Source organism: Methylocystis sp. (assembly GCF_051062815.1).
Classification (GTDB): domain Bacteria; phylum Pseudomonadota; class Alphaproteobacteria; order Rhizobiales; family Beijerinckiaceae; genus Methylocystis.
On record NZ_JBPFDU010000072.1, the window covers coordinates 1 to 13,774 of the forward strand.

Below are 13,774 nucleotides of genomic sequence, written 5' to 3' on the forward strand. Positions count from 1 at the left end.
TGAGCCACTGCACGAAATTACCCGGGCGGGATCATTCCGTTGCAGGGGGCGGCATCATCTCGGAATCGGGGGGCGCGATCATTCCGGAATCGATGGGCGCCTTCATCTCGTTTTAGGGGGCGCCATCAGTCGGAATCAGCACGCGGCGGACGCACGACCAAAATCCATGCGCTGACAGACGCTCAATGCCGACCCGTCGCCTTCATGCTCACTGGCGGCAATGTTGCCGATTGCACCGCTGGCGCAGAGCTTCTGTCGAAGATGCCCGCCTGTGACATCCTGCATGGCGACAAAGGTTACGACAGCGACGTCATCCGCCGGCTGGTCGAGAATGTCGGCGCGATGCCGAACATCCCGCCCAAGGCCAATCGCAAATGGAAGAACTGCTTCTCGCCTTTCCTTTACCGAAACCGCAACGCCATTGAGCGCATGTTCTGCCGGTTGAAGGACTTCAGGCGCATCGCCACGCGCTAGATCGCAACGCTACCAACTTTCTCGCCGCCGTCTGCATCGCGGCGACAATCAGCTATTGGTTATGAGTCTGGACCCTAAATGATGCGTTCCACAAGACGTTGATTTGCTCGAAAGGCTCGCCTGTTCTGACCGCCGGCTTCGCTTCCCTACCGAGCGACGAGCAGGCTACCGGAATGCGCCGCGATAAAGGCCAGCGTGATGGCGATCGTTGGAGTGAAGGGAGCCGAACGGAAAGTAGCGGCGAGACGCCCGATCCTCAGCCGCGCGGCAGATCGAACAATCGATCGATTATCGCCGCTATGATGAAGTCGTTCTCGTGCAGGCCCTTGATCTTCTTGGTATGCAAGGAGACTGTGACGTATCCCCAGCCGAAACTCACGTCAGGATGATGGCCTTCGGCATCGGCGAGTTCGCTTACGGCGGTGACGAAGTTCAGCGCCTCGCGGAAATTCGCGAAGAGGAAACGGCGCTCGATGCGATGCACATCGTCGCACAAATCCCAGTCTTGGACATTCGCCAGAAACGCCTCGGCTTGCTCTCGCTCGAGAGGCGGAACGCCGCCGCGGCAGGGTACGCAGGTCTTCTCCGCGAGAGCCATAGTCATCGATCGACTCCTCGAACACGATATCTAGCGCGCCGCCGATCGCTGACACGCCGGCCAGCCAACACAAAGAGCAGTACAATGGGATGAAGAATTCTCTCGGCCGACGCGGCGACGATAGCGGATCATGAAGCGGATGAAATCGCGGCGGCAGCCCCAGAAATTCCTTTCGATGCACGATCTGACCGCCAATCTTTTCCAATTTCGCCGTCGCGAGAATATGTCTGCGCCTGATTGTCACGCCTTTCGCGACCATGCCTTTGCGGCCTGGCCCGAGATCACAAGCGCTCAGCTCGCCGCGCGAAGGAGCCGTTATCCGGAAAACCACCTCTTCGCGTCCACGGTCAGGTTAACTTGACGGCGCCCCGAACCGGACTACGTCATGGAGAATTCGTCAGCGTCGAGCAACTCCATGCAGAGCAACCCGGATATTCCAACCAGGAGACGGGCATGGCCAAGAAAGAAAATGCGATCAAGAGCGACGACAAGATCATCGCCATGCTCAACCGCATCATGGAAAGTGAACTGGCGGGGGTGGTGCGCTATACGCACTATTCCTTGATGGTATTCGGCTACAACCGCCTCCCGATCATTTCCTGGCTGCGCGGACAGGCAGACGAATCTCTCGCCCATGCGCACCAGGCGGGTGAGCTGATCACTCACATCGGCGGCCATCCGTCGCTTCACATCGGCCCGCTGCTGGAAACCCACAAACACGATATCGGCGATATCCTGCGCGAGTCGCTGGCCCACGAAGGGGCGGCGTTGATGCTTTACCGTGACCTGCTCAAGGAAGTGGAAGGCGTGTCGGTGATGTTGGAAGAGTATGCGCGCAAGATGATCTACACCGAGGAACTGCATCAGGGAGAGGTCAACAAGATGCTGCGAAAACCGGGGGACGTGTCCGTTTTTTCCGGTCGCTGATCAGCCCCTGCCTCGCCCTGGCAAAATGCTTTTGCCGAACGGTTAATCGGGTCGATCCGACGCGAGTGTGTCGACCATCTCATCGCTCGATCGAGCTACGCAACGCGCACTACAACCTACACATCATCCGCAGGGCGCTGGCGCGGCCGGGTAACGGGCCGCGGCTGTGAGCGCAGCGGGCCCGCGCATGCCGGAAGCGGTGTGCGCGGTCCACTCAGGCGGCCCTGGCCGCTGCCGAAGCGGACCCCCGCGCTTCACAACTCAGGGGGTGTCCTCCTTCCGCCAAAAAGGGCGGATGCGGCGGGCCAAAAAACCGGACTTTTTCGAAGCAAAACGCGCCCCTCGTTGTCAGCTATGTTGTTGAATTTCGACACGCTATGAAGGCAGTAAACCGGACAAAAAACGGACGCAGAAACGGGCAATGGCGGGGGCGGGACGTTCCCCCTTACGGACGCGCTGCTGAATCGCAGCCGCTTCTGAACGCCAATCGACGGGCCGCTTTGTGTTAATTTAAAATAACCTGTATTCTAGACAAGTTGCTTCAAATCAACCAATGCATTAGCCATACCTTGACTTAACAGTAATCTTCGTGATATGTTATTTTAAAGCATCTCATGCGCGTAAGAAGTAGCTTTAAAATGCCATGACCCGTGTAAGCAAGATCGCAGAGGCTCCACCCTACGCCGTCGAGACGGCCCTAAAGCGCCTCGGCGCGAATATCCGTACGGCACGGCTGCGCCGCGGCCTGCGCCTCGACGAGCTTGCCGCAAAAATCGGGCTGTCCCGCTTCGCACTATCCGATGTCGAAAAGGGCAAGCCGACGACCGGCATCGCCGCTTACGTCGGGGCGCTCTGGGCCCTCGGCCTGCTCGGCGACATGGAAACGGTTGCCAGCCCCGACCGGGATGAGGAAGGCAAGGCCCTGGAAGCCGCGCGCCGGCCGAAGACCGCTCATGGCAGCAGGAAGCTGGACAATGAGTTCTGAGCGCGAATGTTTCGTCTATATCGTTCTGCCCGGCGCGACGGAGTTCGTGACAGCCGGCCGTTTCCGCGTGACCACCGACCGAACCGGGGTTGCGCGCGGCTCTTTCGTCTACGGCAAGAGCTATCTTGCCCGGCCCGACGCCGTTGAATTCGACCCCATCGAATTGCGCCTTGCGCCGCGTGTCTATGAGACCGTGCGGCTTGACGGCTTCTTCGGCGCGATCCGGGATTCCATGCCGGATTATTGGGGCCGCAGGGTGATCGAAAAACACGCCGGCCTCACCGTTCTCGAAGAATTCGACTATCTGCTGCAAGGGCCGGACGATCGCGCGGGCGCGCTCGGATTCGGGCTCAATGTCACTCCGCCCGCGCCGCGCCGCGCGTTCAACAGCACCCTCGACCTTGCGCGTCTCCAGGCCGCCGCCGATGCCATCATGGCGGATGACGCGGACCGGGCCGATGAAATCGTGGCCCAGGCCGGCAATCTGGTCGACCCCGGCACTTCGATGGGCGGCGCCCGTCCCAAGGCTGTCGTCCAAGACGACGGCAGTCTCTGGATCGCGAAATTCAGCGCGCGCGAAGACCGCTTCAACTATCCGCGCGTCGAGCATGGCATGTTGCGCCTTGCCGCCGAATGCGGCCTTCATGTCGCGGACAGCCGTATTGAAACCGTCGGCGGCAAGGATGTCCTGCTCGTGCGTCGCTTCGACCGCGACCCCACCGAAAGCGGCTATCGCCGTCACCGCATGGTCAGCGCCCTCACCTTGCTGCGGACGGGTGACCAGCCGGAAGACCGCGCGCAGTGGTCCTACCTCCTCCTTGCCGATGAAATCAGGCGCGTCAGCGCTGCACCGGAAGCCGATCTCCGGGAGCTGTTCGGCAGGATTTGTTTCAATGCGGCGGTTTCCAATCTCGACGACCACCCGCGCAATCATGCGGTGCTCGGCAAGGACAGGAGTTGGCGGCTCAGCCCCGCCTACGATCTCACGCCAACCCCGGCCATCGCCGAGGAGCGGCGCGACCTTGCGATGACATGCGGCCCCTATGGCCGCTACGCGAACCGCGTCAATCTGATCGCCGGCCACGGCCGTTTCCTGCTTTCGGAAGATGACGCGGCGGCAATCTTCGACCGCATCGCCGCAACGGCAAAAGAGCGCTGGCGCCCGCTCATGCGCAGCATCGGAGTGACCGAACGCGACTGCGAAATCATCGCCCGCGCCTTCGTATACGGCGGACTCTTCCTGCAAGAGCGCGAGGCCTGATCGATGAGGGTCTACGATATCGATTTCACGAGCACGCCATCACGCCGCAAACCCCTCGCCTGCCTTGCCTGCACGTTTGACGGCGGCCTCCTGCGTACAGAAACCCTCGAAGAATGGCGGGATTTTTCAGAGTTCGAGCGGGCGCTGAAACGCCCCGGGCCGTGGATCGCCGGCATTGACTTTCCATTCGGTCAATCCCGGCAATTCATTGAAAACATCGGCTGGCCAGCCGACTGGGCCGGCTATGTCCGCCACGCGCAAAGCCTCGGACGGGCCGGATTCCGGAAAGCGCTCGACAGCTAACGCGCGTCCCGGCCTGACGGCGACAGAGAATACCGCCGCCAGACAGACATGGCCGCGGGGTCGATAAGCCCGCAAAAACTTTATGGCGTTCCGATCGCTTTGATGTTCTCCGAAGGCGCTCCGCGCCTGATCGACGCAAACGTTACGATTCCGCGTCTCCAGGACGGCGACCCCGGGCACATCGTCGTCGAGGCCTACCCCGGCATGCTCGCCCGCTCGATCATCGGCCGCCGCAGCTACAAGCAGGACACGAAAAAGAAACAGACACAAGACCAGCGCACCGCGCGGCTTCAACTCCTCTCTGCCCTGCGTGATGGTGACGCGGAAGCTCGTTACAGCTTCGCGATCGAAGCATCGGAAGCGCTCTGCGACAATCCCGGTGGAGACCATCTCGATGCTCTGCTTTGCGCCATACAGGCCGCCTGGGCTTGGCGGAACAGAGAGAACGGGTTCGGGGGCGCCTGAAACGCTCGACGCTGCCGAAGGCTGGATCGCCGATCCGCAGCTCAGCGATGAAGCGAACGGCAAGCACGGAGGGCCACGGTAAATGGAAGCGACCACGCCGCCACACCTCCTTCATCCTGCTTCCCGCCCCTTACTACGATCATGAGCGCGTCGTCCGCGAGTGGCCCCTGCAGCCTGAGCGCCTCTTCGGCGGGAGCGGCCATCCAAAGGTCAATCTCCTTGCGCGTCGTCAAAATGACGGGCATTGCCTTCGGGTGGATTACGCCGACTGCCTTGTTCGGCTTAGTGGTGAGAAACGCGAAGAGTTCATCGGTTGTCTCGCCTGCCTTCACCTTGCACACAGAGGTCCCGCCTGCCTTTACCCCGACCCTTTTCCGCATGCGCATGTCGTGACAACGACTACATACAAATCCCTGCACGGCGCGCGCGGCGGCCTCGCGCTCTGGAACGATGAAGCGCTGAGCGACAGGATCAACCACGGAATCTTCCCGGCGTGCAGGGATCAGTGATGCTGCATGGCGTTGACCGGCAAGGCCGCCTGCCTCGGCGGGGCGCTACGCCCAGAGTTCAAAGTCTATAATGAGGCAATCGTGGAGAACGCGCAGGCTCTGGCGGTGACGCTCAGCGACGGCGGGCTTCGCATCGTCACCGGTGGAACCGACACCAGCCTGATGCTGATGGAGCTTGCTTGAGCGCGCGGGCCTCGCCGTCAACAAAAACCTGATCCCTTTCGATCCGCGCCCTCCCGAAGCGACTTCGGGTTTGCGCCTTTCCAGCAACGCCGGGACGACGCGCGGCTTTGGGGTTTCGGAATTCCTAATGATCGCGCAATGGATAGCCCGCATCCTGCAAGTTCCAACTGACGCGCTGACGATCGCGACTCTTCGTGAAGAGGTTCGGGCGCTCTGTAGGAGGCACCCTATCTACTGAGCCTCAAGAAGCCCTTTTTAAGTAGAATGGAGGCGCGGCCATGGCGGCGATGAGTCCCGAAGAGATCATCCTTGAGACGTCGGCGGCGGATTTTCGACTTCCCGCCACGGACGGCCGAACCTGCTCGCTCGACGATATCGCCGGCGAAAATGGAACAGTGATCGTCTTCATCTGCAATCACTGCCCTTACGTCAAAGCCGTGATCGACCGGCTTGTCGGCGACGCCCGCGTGCTCATGAAAGAAGGGATCGGCTTTGCGGCCATCTGCGCGAACGACGCCGAGATTTATCCCGAGGACTCCTTCGACAAGATGAAGGAATTCGCGAAGACGCACGATTTCCCCTTTCCCTATCTTCACGACGAAACACAATCCGTCGCGCGAGCCTATGGCGCGGTCTGCACGCCCGATTTCTTTGGCTACGATCGAGATCGCAAACTCAAATATCGAGGTCGTCTCGATGCGGGACGCACGTTTCCGCCTCCGGCCGGAGCGAGGCGAGAACTCGTCGAGGCGATGCGCGCGATCGCCGCCACGGGAGCGGCCCCGCCCGACCAAATTCCCTCGATCGGCTGTTCGATTAAATGGAAATCGACGCTCGGCTGAGCGCACCAAGCAGACTTGAGATAGCGCCTGCCCTAAACAGGCGGCGAAATAGCGCCGAGCGGTAGGCGCGATTTGAGGACGGGCGCAACATGACCCTCCTCGTTGTATGAGGCCGATCCATGCAATCGCCTGCTCCTGTTGAGCAACACGCTGTTCGGATTTGTGGGCGCGTCATGGCGCCTTTGGCCACGACCTAAATTCCTCCGAGCCGAGTCGTTGCTGTTCGAACGCGTTTTCAACGTCGTGCAGTTTTGTGATACTTGCCACAACCCCCGCAACCTCCGCATCGTCAAGCGGGGGGCGACATCGCATGCGGTTCCAGGCGAGCAATAATTCGAGCGCGACGTCGGGGTCGACATTGTGCCAGAGCAAATGGCCGGTCAGCGAGGCAATCGTCGAGTTGCGTTGACCCTCCGCCACCCCTTCTTTCACGAGATGCCGCCAATCGGAAAGCGAACGTCCGACGCGCAGCCCCTGCATTGGCGCGATCAGCCAGCGCGACAGAGGCGCCAGCGCGATCTCGTCGGGGTTGCGTCCCGGAGCCCATTCGTAAAAAGCGCCGCTCGGGTGAATGGACGGCGGGGCGACGATGTAACCGCCATCGCCCCGCAAATCGATTCCCTGCGCCAAGCCAGCGCGATTCCTGACGAGGCCTCCCGGGTGAGCGAAATAGAGGTGACGGCCGCCGCCGCCAGTTGTCGCTTCCACCGTCGCGGGAACCGGACCGTATGTGCGCTCCAATCGTTCGAGCGCCGCGTCGCTTCCGTGCTTCGGATCGACATCGAGGACAATCAGATTTGAAATCTCGCCGCTGACGACTCCGATATTGGCGTCCGGCCATCGCCGGAACCATTCGGCGACGTCCTCCCTCGAAGGTCGTCGGATCTGCAGATGCGCCCAAGGGGATGAGCGGTCGCTTATCGCGCGGCCGCAGCGGCAAAATCGACCAGCCGTGAGCCAGGTAACGCTTGGCTGCTTCGGCCCTCGCAGCCTGTTCGGCCATCGCCTCCGCCTCACCCGAGCCGCCGGAAGAGCTCTCGCTCGTCCCTTTACGGGCTTCTTCCCTTTAAAAGACTTACGGGAGGCTTCGGAAATAGGTCAAGCGCTGGCGACGCTAATGCAAAGCTCCAAGTGCATATATGTTACATAAAGACGGGCGCGGTCAGGGAGCCCGCCAGCAAGACTCCAACCGAGCACCTGATAAGGGCACGGCAATCGACGCGGCGACGGATGGCGCAAATCTCGTCTGACAAGCAAACCAGGGTCCCCACCGCCATTGAATTGGCGAGTCGGCAGCGCGAAATTTCCGTTTCAGAGTTCTTCCTCAAGAACCGTCACCTGCTTGGATTCGACACGCCCGCCAAGGCCTTGGTCACCGCCGTTAAAGAGGCCGTGGATAACGCCCTCGACGCTTGCGAGGAGGCGGGAGTGTTGCCCGAAATTGTTGTGCACGTGCGCGATCGTTTGGGGAAAGCGCGAGTCGTGGTCGAGGATAACGGCCCTGGCATTGTCGAGAGCCAAATCGCGCGCATCTTTGGCAAACTGCTTTACGGATCGAAATTCCACAAACTGAGCCAGTCGCGCGGTCAACAGGGAATGGGAATCTCGGCCGCGGGAATGTATGGGCAGCTGACCGTGGGTAAGCCGCTGCACATCATCAGCCGCACCGAAGGCGATGAACTGGCTTCGGAGCTTTACGTATCGATCGATACGGCCAATAACCGGCCGGACATCCATAAGAAGAGACGCGTCGAGTGGGACTGCCCGCACGGAACGCGGGTCGAGATGGAGATGGAGGGCCACCATCAAACGGGGCCGCATTCGGTTGAAGTCTATTTGAAGCAGACGGCCATCGCCAATCCGCATGTGTCGATCACATACGTTGACCCCCATGGGAAAGAAACCCAATTTCTTCGCTGCGCCGATACCCTTCCCCCTCGACCAAAAGAAATCAAACCGCATCCGCACGGCGTCGAGCTTGGTCGGCTCATCCAAATGTTGAGCAACACAACGAGTCGGTCCTTAATGCGGTTTCTCGTCGATGAGTTTTCATGCGTGGGTAAAAAGACGGCGATCGAGATTATCAAGCGCGCCGGCAAGCCGCTGACCGATCGCTCTTACCCAGCTCACATCGCCCACGCGCAGGCCGCGGCATTGCATCGCGCCATCCAAAAAACACGCGTCTTGGCCCCGCGGACGGACTGCATTGTCCCAATCGGCGAACCGCAACTTCTCGAAGGCTTACGCAAGGAATTGGCGGCGGATTTTTACACAACTGCCACGCGGCCCGCCGCAGCCTATCGCGGCAACCCCTTCCAAGTGGAAGTCGGAATGGCGTTTGGCCGTCCCGGCGAGCCCGACATTGAAGTCGACGCCGGCGGCCATATGCGACGCAAACAAAAAGCGCAACATGCCAGCACGGTCGAACAGCTGATCGCGCCAAAGGACGAGCCTGTTCGTCTTTTGCGTTTTGCGAATCGGACGCCGCTCCTCTACCAGCAGTCAAGTTGCGCCATCACCAAGGCCGTAATTCAGACGAACTGGCGGACCTATGGCCTCCACCAGACCAAGGGGTCGTTGCCGATTGCGCCAATGGCGATCTTGGTCCACGTCGCCTCGGTTTGGATTCCTTACACTTCCGAGTCGAAGGAAGCGATCGAGCCCTATCCGGAAATTCTCAGGGAGATCAAATTAGGGCTGCAACAATGTGCGCGTCGACTCGCGCATTACCTGCGCCGCGAGCTTCACCTTCGTCAGGAATATGACAGACGGGCTCACATTGAAAGGTATCTGCCGCATATTGGCGCCGCCCTGCAGGACATTTTGGCGCTGAGCGACGATGAACGGGATTCTACCGTGAACATGCTTGATGACGTCCTCCACACGAGCCGCACGACCCGAAGGTCGAAACCATGAAGAACGCCAGCTCCGTCAAGACGCCCAGCGATCAGGATAAAGAAACTATCACCTTGATTGAATCGATCGCGCGCGAGGTCCGCAAAGACATCGACACTGGAGTCTTGCCTAGCATCAAGCTCCCCGCCCGCGGCCTCGACAATGTGACCTATGATGAAATGAAAGGCTATTTGGAGCTGGGCGGCGCGCACAAGCTGCGCACATTGACGGTGAACACCGCCCGATCTTTCGCGCAAACGCTACGCCTGATGGCGACTTCCCGCGCCATGGTCGAGAGCAATGATTTTGCCACGAAGCGCGAAGCCTATTACATCAGTAAGAACTGGGGCGACTGCCGATTCGACGAACAAGCCGAGTCTGACGCCATTATGGACGACATCGAAGCCATGGCGTCGATGCATGGTCTTTCACGCGAGCAATTACGCTTCTACCCCGAGTCGCATGGCGGCTCAGTCGCAGGCCGGCTCACGGTCATCGATAGAAACTCCGCGACTGGGCGATCTATCGAGATCGACTGCGCCAATCTCGGGAGCGGCGCCTATAGTATTCCGCGTTCGGCCGAGCACTTGAGCTTCACGACTGATGCGCGTTTCGTGCTCGCCATTGAAACCGGCGGCATGTTTCAACGCCTCAACAATCACCGTTTCTGGGAAACCGCGAAATGCATCATCGTTGAAATGGGCGGCGTGCCGACCCGCGCGACTCGGCGGTTCATTCGCCTTCTTTCCGACACGCAGGATTTGCCTGTCTACTGCTTTGTGGACTGCGACCCCTATGGGTTCACCAATATTTACCGCACGCTCAAGGTGGGTTCAGGCAACGCGGCTCACGTCAATCGCTTCCTATGTGTGCCGCGGGCGCGCTTCTTAGGCGTCACGCCCCAAGACATTCTCGACTTTGGCCTTGAGGACGCGACCCACCCCCTTACAGCGACCGACGTTAAACGCGCGCAAGACGCGTTGCACAACGACCCGTTCATCAAGGCTAATCCTGCATGGATCGCCGCCATTGAGCAATTGCTTAAAATGGGGGTCCGCGCCGAGCAGCAAGCATTGGCCAAATGGGGCCTCAATTACGTTATCGACCAATATCTGCCGCGAAAGCTCGCTAACGAGAGCGGGTTTCTGCCGTGAAACCCGATGCGGTTAGATAAAGGAATCCTTGCAACGTGGCCCCGAAGAGAATCCCGATCATCGCGTGCGGGATTGCAAATCGGCAGTCATGAAATCGGTAAGCAGTGAAATCTCCTACGGCAGCAATTCCCGGCGAAGGGCAAGGGCGACGGCGTGAGGCAACGTTGATGCGCCGAGCTTCCGCCGACCATTATCGAGATGAAACTTCACCACGCGCGGCGTAACGCGCAAAATCGTCGCCATCTCTTGCATCGTCTTTCCCAACGACGCCCATCCGAGGCATTGCCGTTCTCTAAACGTTAGCACGACGTTGTCGCCATCGAGCTCCAACGGATCCGACATTCTGGCTTTTACGTGAGCATGGTAACTGACGCCCATCATCTGCAGCAGATCTTTTGAGTTCTCCGTGAGACGATCGAGCGCGGGACTGTGGTCGTCGGCCGCAAACGTGAAGGCGCCGAAGCGGCCGTAGCCTGCAGCAATAGGGACGGTCACTCCTGCTCTGATGTTGAAACTAAGCGCTTCATCGAGGAAATGACGTTCTTTCATTGATCGCGTCGCTGCCATGTCACTCGCATCCCACGGAAATGCCGGACCAATAATGCGCGCCTGACGGAGGACGGGATCAATGTTTTGATATTGTTCGTCGTAATAGCGATCCACCCAGTTCTTTGGATACGACGTGACGAGAGTGAGGTCGCCATTACCTCCTTCGAAATAGGCGAACCATTCAAACCCTAGCGCACACGCAGCGCGCTCTCCGACGCGTTGGAATTCCTCCCTCGTGTTCGCAATGTACACGGCGTCGATGAACTCATGGAATGCTCTTTTAGCCTTTTTCATTTGGCCTCCAACCGCATACAAATGCTAGATTTTTTGCCCCTCGAGAGACGAGCGAGATAGATGCCAGGCCATCTATTGTCCTGATGGGGCGACTTTTGGGCGGGAGCTGAGCATTTACCCACAGCCGCCCTGTCTAAAGTGGCAGGTTCCATACAGAGTCCTCCTGCTGCATTGCTCGCGCGCCTCAACTCCGCAGCTGGAGACGATTCGGAAATGAAACTGATCGCGCTCGCGTCCTTGCTAGATCCTCACACTTATAAGTGGACGCTTGCGATGCACGCTCGTCGAGCGCGCAGTCGCGAAATGGCAGCTCATCGCCTGATTTGAAAAAGCCAAAGGCTCCGCAATCTCGACTGACGCTTTCAAAGAGGACCCCGGACATGGATCCTGCCGCTTTCGCTGCTCTCCTTGAACGTTGCGCGCCGGGAGCGGCCATCAAGCCGTTGACGGCGATCGTGCGCCAAACGAGCGCTTTCGAGCCGCTCTTGATCACGATCGACGGAAGGAAGCCGATCTCCGTTCAGGCGACCAGTCTCGAGGAAGGCGTTCAACTGGCGAGCGAAGCGACAGTCGCCGGACAAAACGTGCGAATCGGTCTCGCTCAACTCGGTCCCGAAGAAAGGAAACAGGCTGGACTGACGATTTCTGCAAGCTTCGACGCTTGCAAGCATGTCGCCGGCCTTCACGCATTGTACCAAGCGCGACTCGAGGCAGCGCGCACAAGGGTGGGCGATCCCGAAAAAGCCGCGGCGTCCGTCGTCGCGAGCCTTGTCGAAAAAGAATTGCGCGCGGCGCCCGAGATTGCGGCGCGTCCACAGGCAGGCCCGCACGTAGGCGGATCCGCAGCGGAACGTTCCTCGGCGAACATGTCGCCCGTCGAGCAGCGTCCAACCCTCGACGTGTATCGCTCCGGCCGCGGCGCTTCGCTTTTTGTCTATGAGCGCTGAATGAGCGCCCTCTCGTTTCGTTCGGTTTAACAACACGCTACCCATTCGCCGCGAGCCCAATCGGGAGTCTCTAATGTCTTCTTTTCGCAAATCCTCCGCGCTTCTCTGCATGGGCCTCATTTTCAGCATCGGCCTCGTCGAGCCGGCGTTCGCGCAATCAGCAAACATCGAGGGCGTGCTGCAAAACATCGTTACCCTGCTGACCGGCAATGTCGCGCGTCTCTTGGCGACTCTTGCCGTGATCATTGTCGGCGTCGCCTGGATGTTCGGCCACCTCGATTTGCGCAAGGCTGCTTACGTGGTGCTCGGCGTCGCCATCGTCTTCGGCGCCTCAGAAGTGGTGTCGACGCTGACTGGCGGTCATTGATGACGGAGCCGCTCCGCCTGAGCGAGGACACGTTGTTTCTCGCCTGCACGCGCCCGGCGATGATCGCAGGGGTCACCATGGAGGCTATGGCCTTCAATATGATTTTCTCCTGCATCCTCTTCCTCGCCGCCGGGAGCATCCTTTACGGCCTCGTCGCGCTCCCGATCCACGGCGTTAATCGGATCATCTGCCGGCATGATCCCAACATGTTCCGCATTCTTCTTGCCTGGCTCGAGACGCGTGGGCGGATGCGCAATGCATTGTTCTGGGGCGGCTCATCCTGCTCGCCGCTGCGGCTCGTGAAGCCCTATCGAGCGAAGGACTTCGCTCATGCGTAAGGCGGTGATCAAAGCGCGCGAGCTCGAACCCGACGTCTATCTGCCGTTCGTGCGGCACGTGAACCAGACGGTTATCAGCCTCTCGACGCGCGCATTGATCACGGTTATCCGCCTCGACGGGGTTTCGTTTGAGACCGCCGCGACCGCCGATCTCAAGGATCTCCACGCCAAGCTCAATCTGACGCTGCGCAATCTCGCCGACGAACAGCTGGCGCTGTGGACGCATCTCGTGCGTCGGCGCTCGATGGATTACCCCGAAGGGCAATTCCGTTCGTCCTTCGCCGCGGCGCTCGACGCCTGTTATCGCGAACGGCTGCAAAACGAACGGCTCTTTCGCAACGATCTTTACCTCACGCTCGTCTGGCATCCAGGACGCGCTGCGACCGACGGAGCCGCCGACTTCTTTAAACGGCTCGGCCGCGCGGGCCGCTTCGCAGCCGAAGTCGACAGCGAGGCTTTGAAGCGGCTCGGCGACGCCGCGCGCGACATCGTCGCGGCGCTCGAACGCTATGGAGCCCGCCCTTTGGGATTAGTGGCGCGTAAGGCGCTCGTCTTTTCCGAGCCGATGGAGTTCCTCCACGCGCTCGCCTCCGGCGAATGGCTGCCAACGCCCTTGCCGCAGGGGCCGATCGGGTCGGCGCTCTATACGAACCGGGTCATTTTCGGGCGCGAAGCCCTCGAAA

The 13,774-nt window shown here is 60.0% G+C and carries 15 protein-coding genes and 3 pseudogenes; 14 read left to right on the top strand and 4 right to left on the bottom strand.

From position 1 onward, the window contains the following. Window positions 1-138: 138 nt before the first annotated feature. Window positions 139-539 (top strand): annotated as a pseudogene (locus tag ACR65W_RS12115) (IS5 family transposase); the annotation flags it as partial. A gap of 191 nt (window positions 540-730) precedes the next feature. On the opposite strand, the gene ACR65W_RS12120 reads toward ACR65W_RS12115, so the two are convergent. After that, entirely contained in the window at window positions 731-1,078 is a 348-nt protein-coding gene (locus tag ACR65W_RS12120) for a 4a-hydroxytetrahydrobiopterin dehydratase (protein WP_434501345.1), read from the bottom strand. 447 nt (window positions 1,079-1,525) lie between these two features. On the opposite strand from ACR65W_RS12120, the gene ACR65W_RS12125 reads away from it, so the two are divergent. The 5 genes from ACR65W_RS12125 (at window position 1,526) to ACR65W_RS12145 (ending at window position 5,013) form a co-directional block, all read left to right on the top strand. Next, window positions 1,526-1,999, top strand: coding sequence for a ferritin-like domain-containing protein (locus ACR65W_RS12125; protein WP_434501346.1), 474 nt, complete (start codon window positions 1,526-1,528; stop codon window positions 1,997-1,999). 643 nt (window positions 2,000-2,642) lie between these two features. After that, entirely contained in the window at window positions 2,643-2,984 is a 342-nt protein-coding gene (locus ACR65W_RS12130) for a helix-turn-helix domain-containing protein (RefSeq protein ID WP_434501347.1), read from the top strand. Next, window positions 2,974-4,245 (top strand): type II toxin-antitoxin system HipA family toxin, encoded by a 1,272-nt coding sequence (locus ACR65W_RS12135; RefSeq protein ID WP_434501348.1) that lies wholly within the window; start codon window positions 2,974-2,976, stop codon window positions 4,243-4,245. Before ACR65W_RS12130 ends, ACR65W_RS12135 begins: the two co-directional genes overlap by 11 nt. Window positions 4,246-4,248: 3 nt before the next feature. Next, window positions 4,249-4,548: a hypothetical protein gene (locus ACR65W_RS12140; RefSeq protein WP_434501349.1), complete on the top strand. Its 300-nt coding sequence runs from the start codon at window positions 4,249-4,251 to the stop codon at window positions 4,546-4,548. A gap of 102 nt (window positions 4,549-4,650) precedes the next feature. After that, window positions 4,651-5,013: a DUF429 domain-containing protein gene (locus ACR65W_RS12145; RefSeq protein ID WP_434501350.1), complete on the top strand. Its 363-nt coding sequence runs from the start codon at window positions 4,651-4,653 to the stop codon at window positions 5,011-5,013. Between the two features lie 41 nt (window positions 5,014-5,054). On the opposite strand, the gene ACR65W_RS12150 is transcribed toward ACR65W_RS12145, so the two are convergent. Beyond that, the gene (locus ACR65W_RS12150; protein ID WP_434501351.1) at window positions 5,055-5,492 is read right to left on the bottom strand and encodes a hypothetical protein; all 438 of its coding nucleotides are present in this window, start codon (window positions 5,490-5,492) and stop codon (window positions 5,055-5,057) included. Between ACR65W_RS12150 and ACR65W_RS12155 the strand changes: the two are divergent. Continuing rightward, a pseudogene (locus ACR65W_RS12155) lies at window positions 5,403-5,943 on the top strand (hypothetical protein). The gene ACR65W_RS12150 and the pseudogene ACR65W_RS12155 overlap by 90 nt on opposite strands. Before the next feature lie 40 nt (window positions 5,944-5,983). After that, entirely contained in the window at window positions 5,984-6,547 is a 564-nt protein-coding gene (locus ACR65W_RS12160; protein ID WP_434501352.1) for a thioredoxin family protein, read from the top strand. Between the two features lie 171 nt (window positions 6,548-6,718). Here ACR65W_RS12160 and ACR65W_RS12165 read toward each other — a convergent pair whose 3' ends face one another. After that, on the bottom strand, window positions 6,719-7,564 hold the full coding sequence (locus ACR65W_RS12165; protein WP_434501353.1) for a bifunctional DNA primase/polymerase: 846 nt from the start codon (window positions 7,562-7,564) through the stop codon (window positions 6,719-6,721). A gap of 213 nt (window positions 7,565-7,777) precedes the next feature. Here ACR65W_RS12165 and ACR65W_RS12170 point away from each other — a divergent pair, with 213 nt between their 5' ends. After that, window positions 7,778-9,463 carry a DNA topoisomerase VI subunit B gene (locus ACR65W_RS12170; protein ID WP_434501354.1) on the top strand — a complete coding sequence of 562 codons (1,686 nt, stop codon included), beginning with the start codon at window positions 7,778-7,780 and terminating at the stop codon, window positions 9,461-9,463. After that, the gene (locus tag ACR65W_RS12175) at window positions 9,460-10,596 is read left to right on the top strand and encodes a DNA topoisomerase IV subunit A (RefSeq protein WP_434501355.1); all 1,137 of its coding nucleotides are present in this window, start codon (window positions 9,460-9,462) and stop codon (window positions 10,594-10,596) included. Before ACR65W_RS12170 ends, ACR65W_RS12175 begins: the two co-directional genes overlap by 4 nt. Before the next feature lie 114 nt (window positions 10,597-10,710). Here ACR65W_RS12175 and ACR65W_RS12180 read toward each other — a convergent pair whose 3' ends face one another. Continuing rightward, window positions 10,711-11,439, bottom strand: coding sequence for a helix-turn-helix transcriptional regulator (locus ACR65W_RS12180; protein ID WP_434501356.1), 729 nt, complete (start codon window positions 11,437-11,439; stop codon window positions 10,711-10,713). Window positions 11,440-11,819: 380 nt separating this feature from the next. Between ACR65W_RS12180 and ACR65W_RS12185 the strand changes: the two genes are divergently transcribed. The 4 genes and pseudogenes from ACR65W_RS12185 to ACR65W_RS12200 all read left to right on the top strand — a co-directional run. After that, on the top strand, window positions 11,820-12,386 hold the full coding sequence (locus tag ACR65W_RS12185; RefSeq protein ID WP_434501357.1) for a type IV secretion protein: 567 nt from the start codon (window positions 11,820-11,822) through the stop codon (window positions 12,384-12,386). Between the two features lie 73 nt (window positions 12,387-12,459). Next, entirely contained in the window at window positions 12,460-12,753 is a 294-nt protein-coding gene (locus tag ACR65W_RS12190) for a TrbC/VirB2 family protein (RefSeq protein ID WP_434501358.1), read from the top strand. Beyond that, window positions 12,753-13,091, top strand: coding sequence for a type IV secretion system protein VirB3 (locus ACR65W_RS12195; protein ID WP_434502672.1), 339 nt, complete (start codon window positions 12,753-12,755; stop codon window positions 13,089-13,091). Before ACR65W_RS12190 ends, ACR65W_RS12195 begins: the two co-directional genes overlap by 1 nt. Further along, window positions 13,084-13,774: pseudogene (locus ACR65W_RS12200) on the top strand (transporter); the annotation flags it as partial. The gene ACR65W_RS12195 and the pseudogene ACR65W_RS12200, both read left to right, overlap by 8 nt.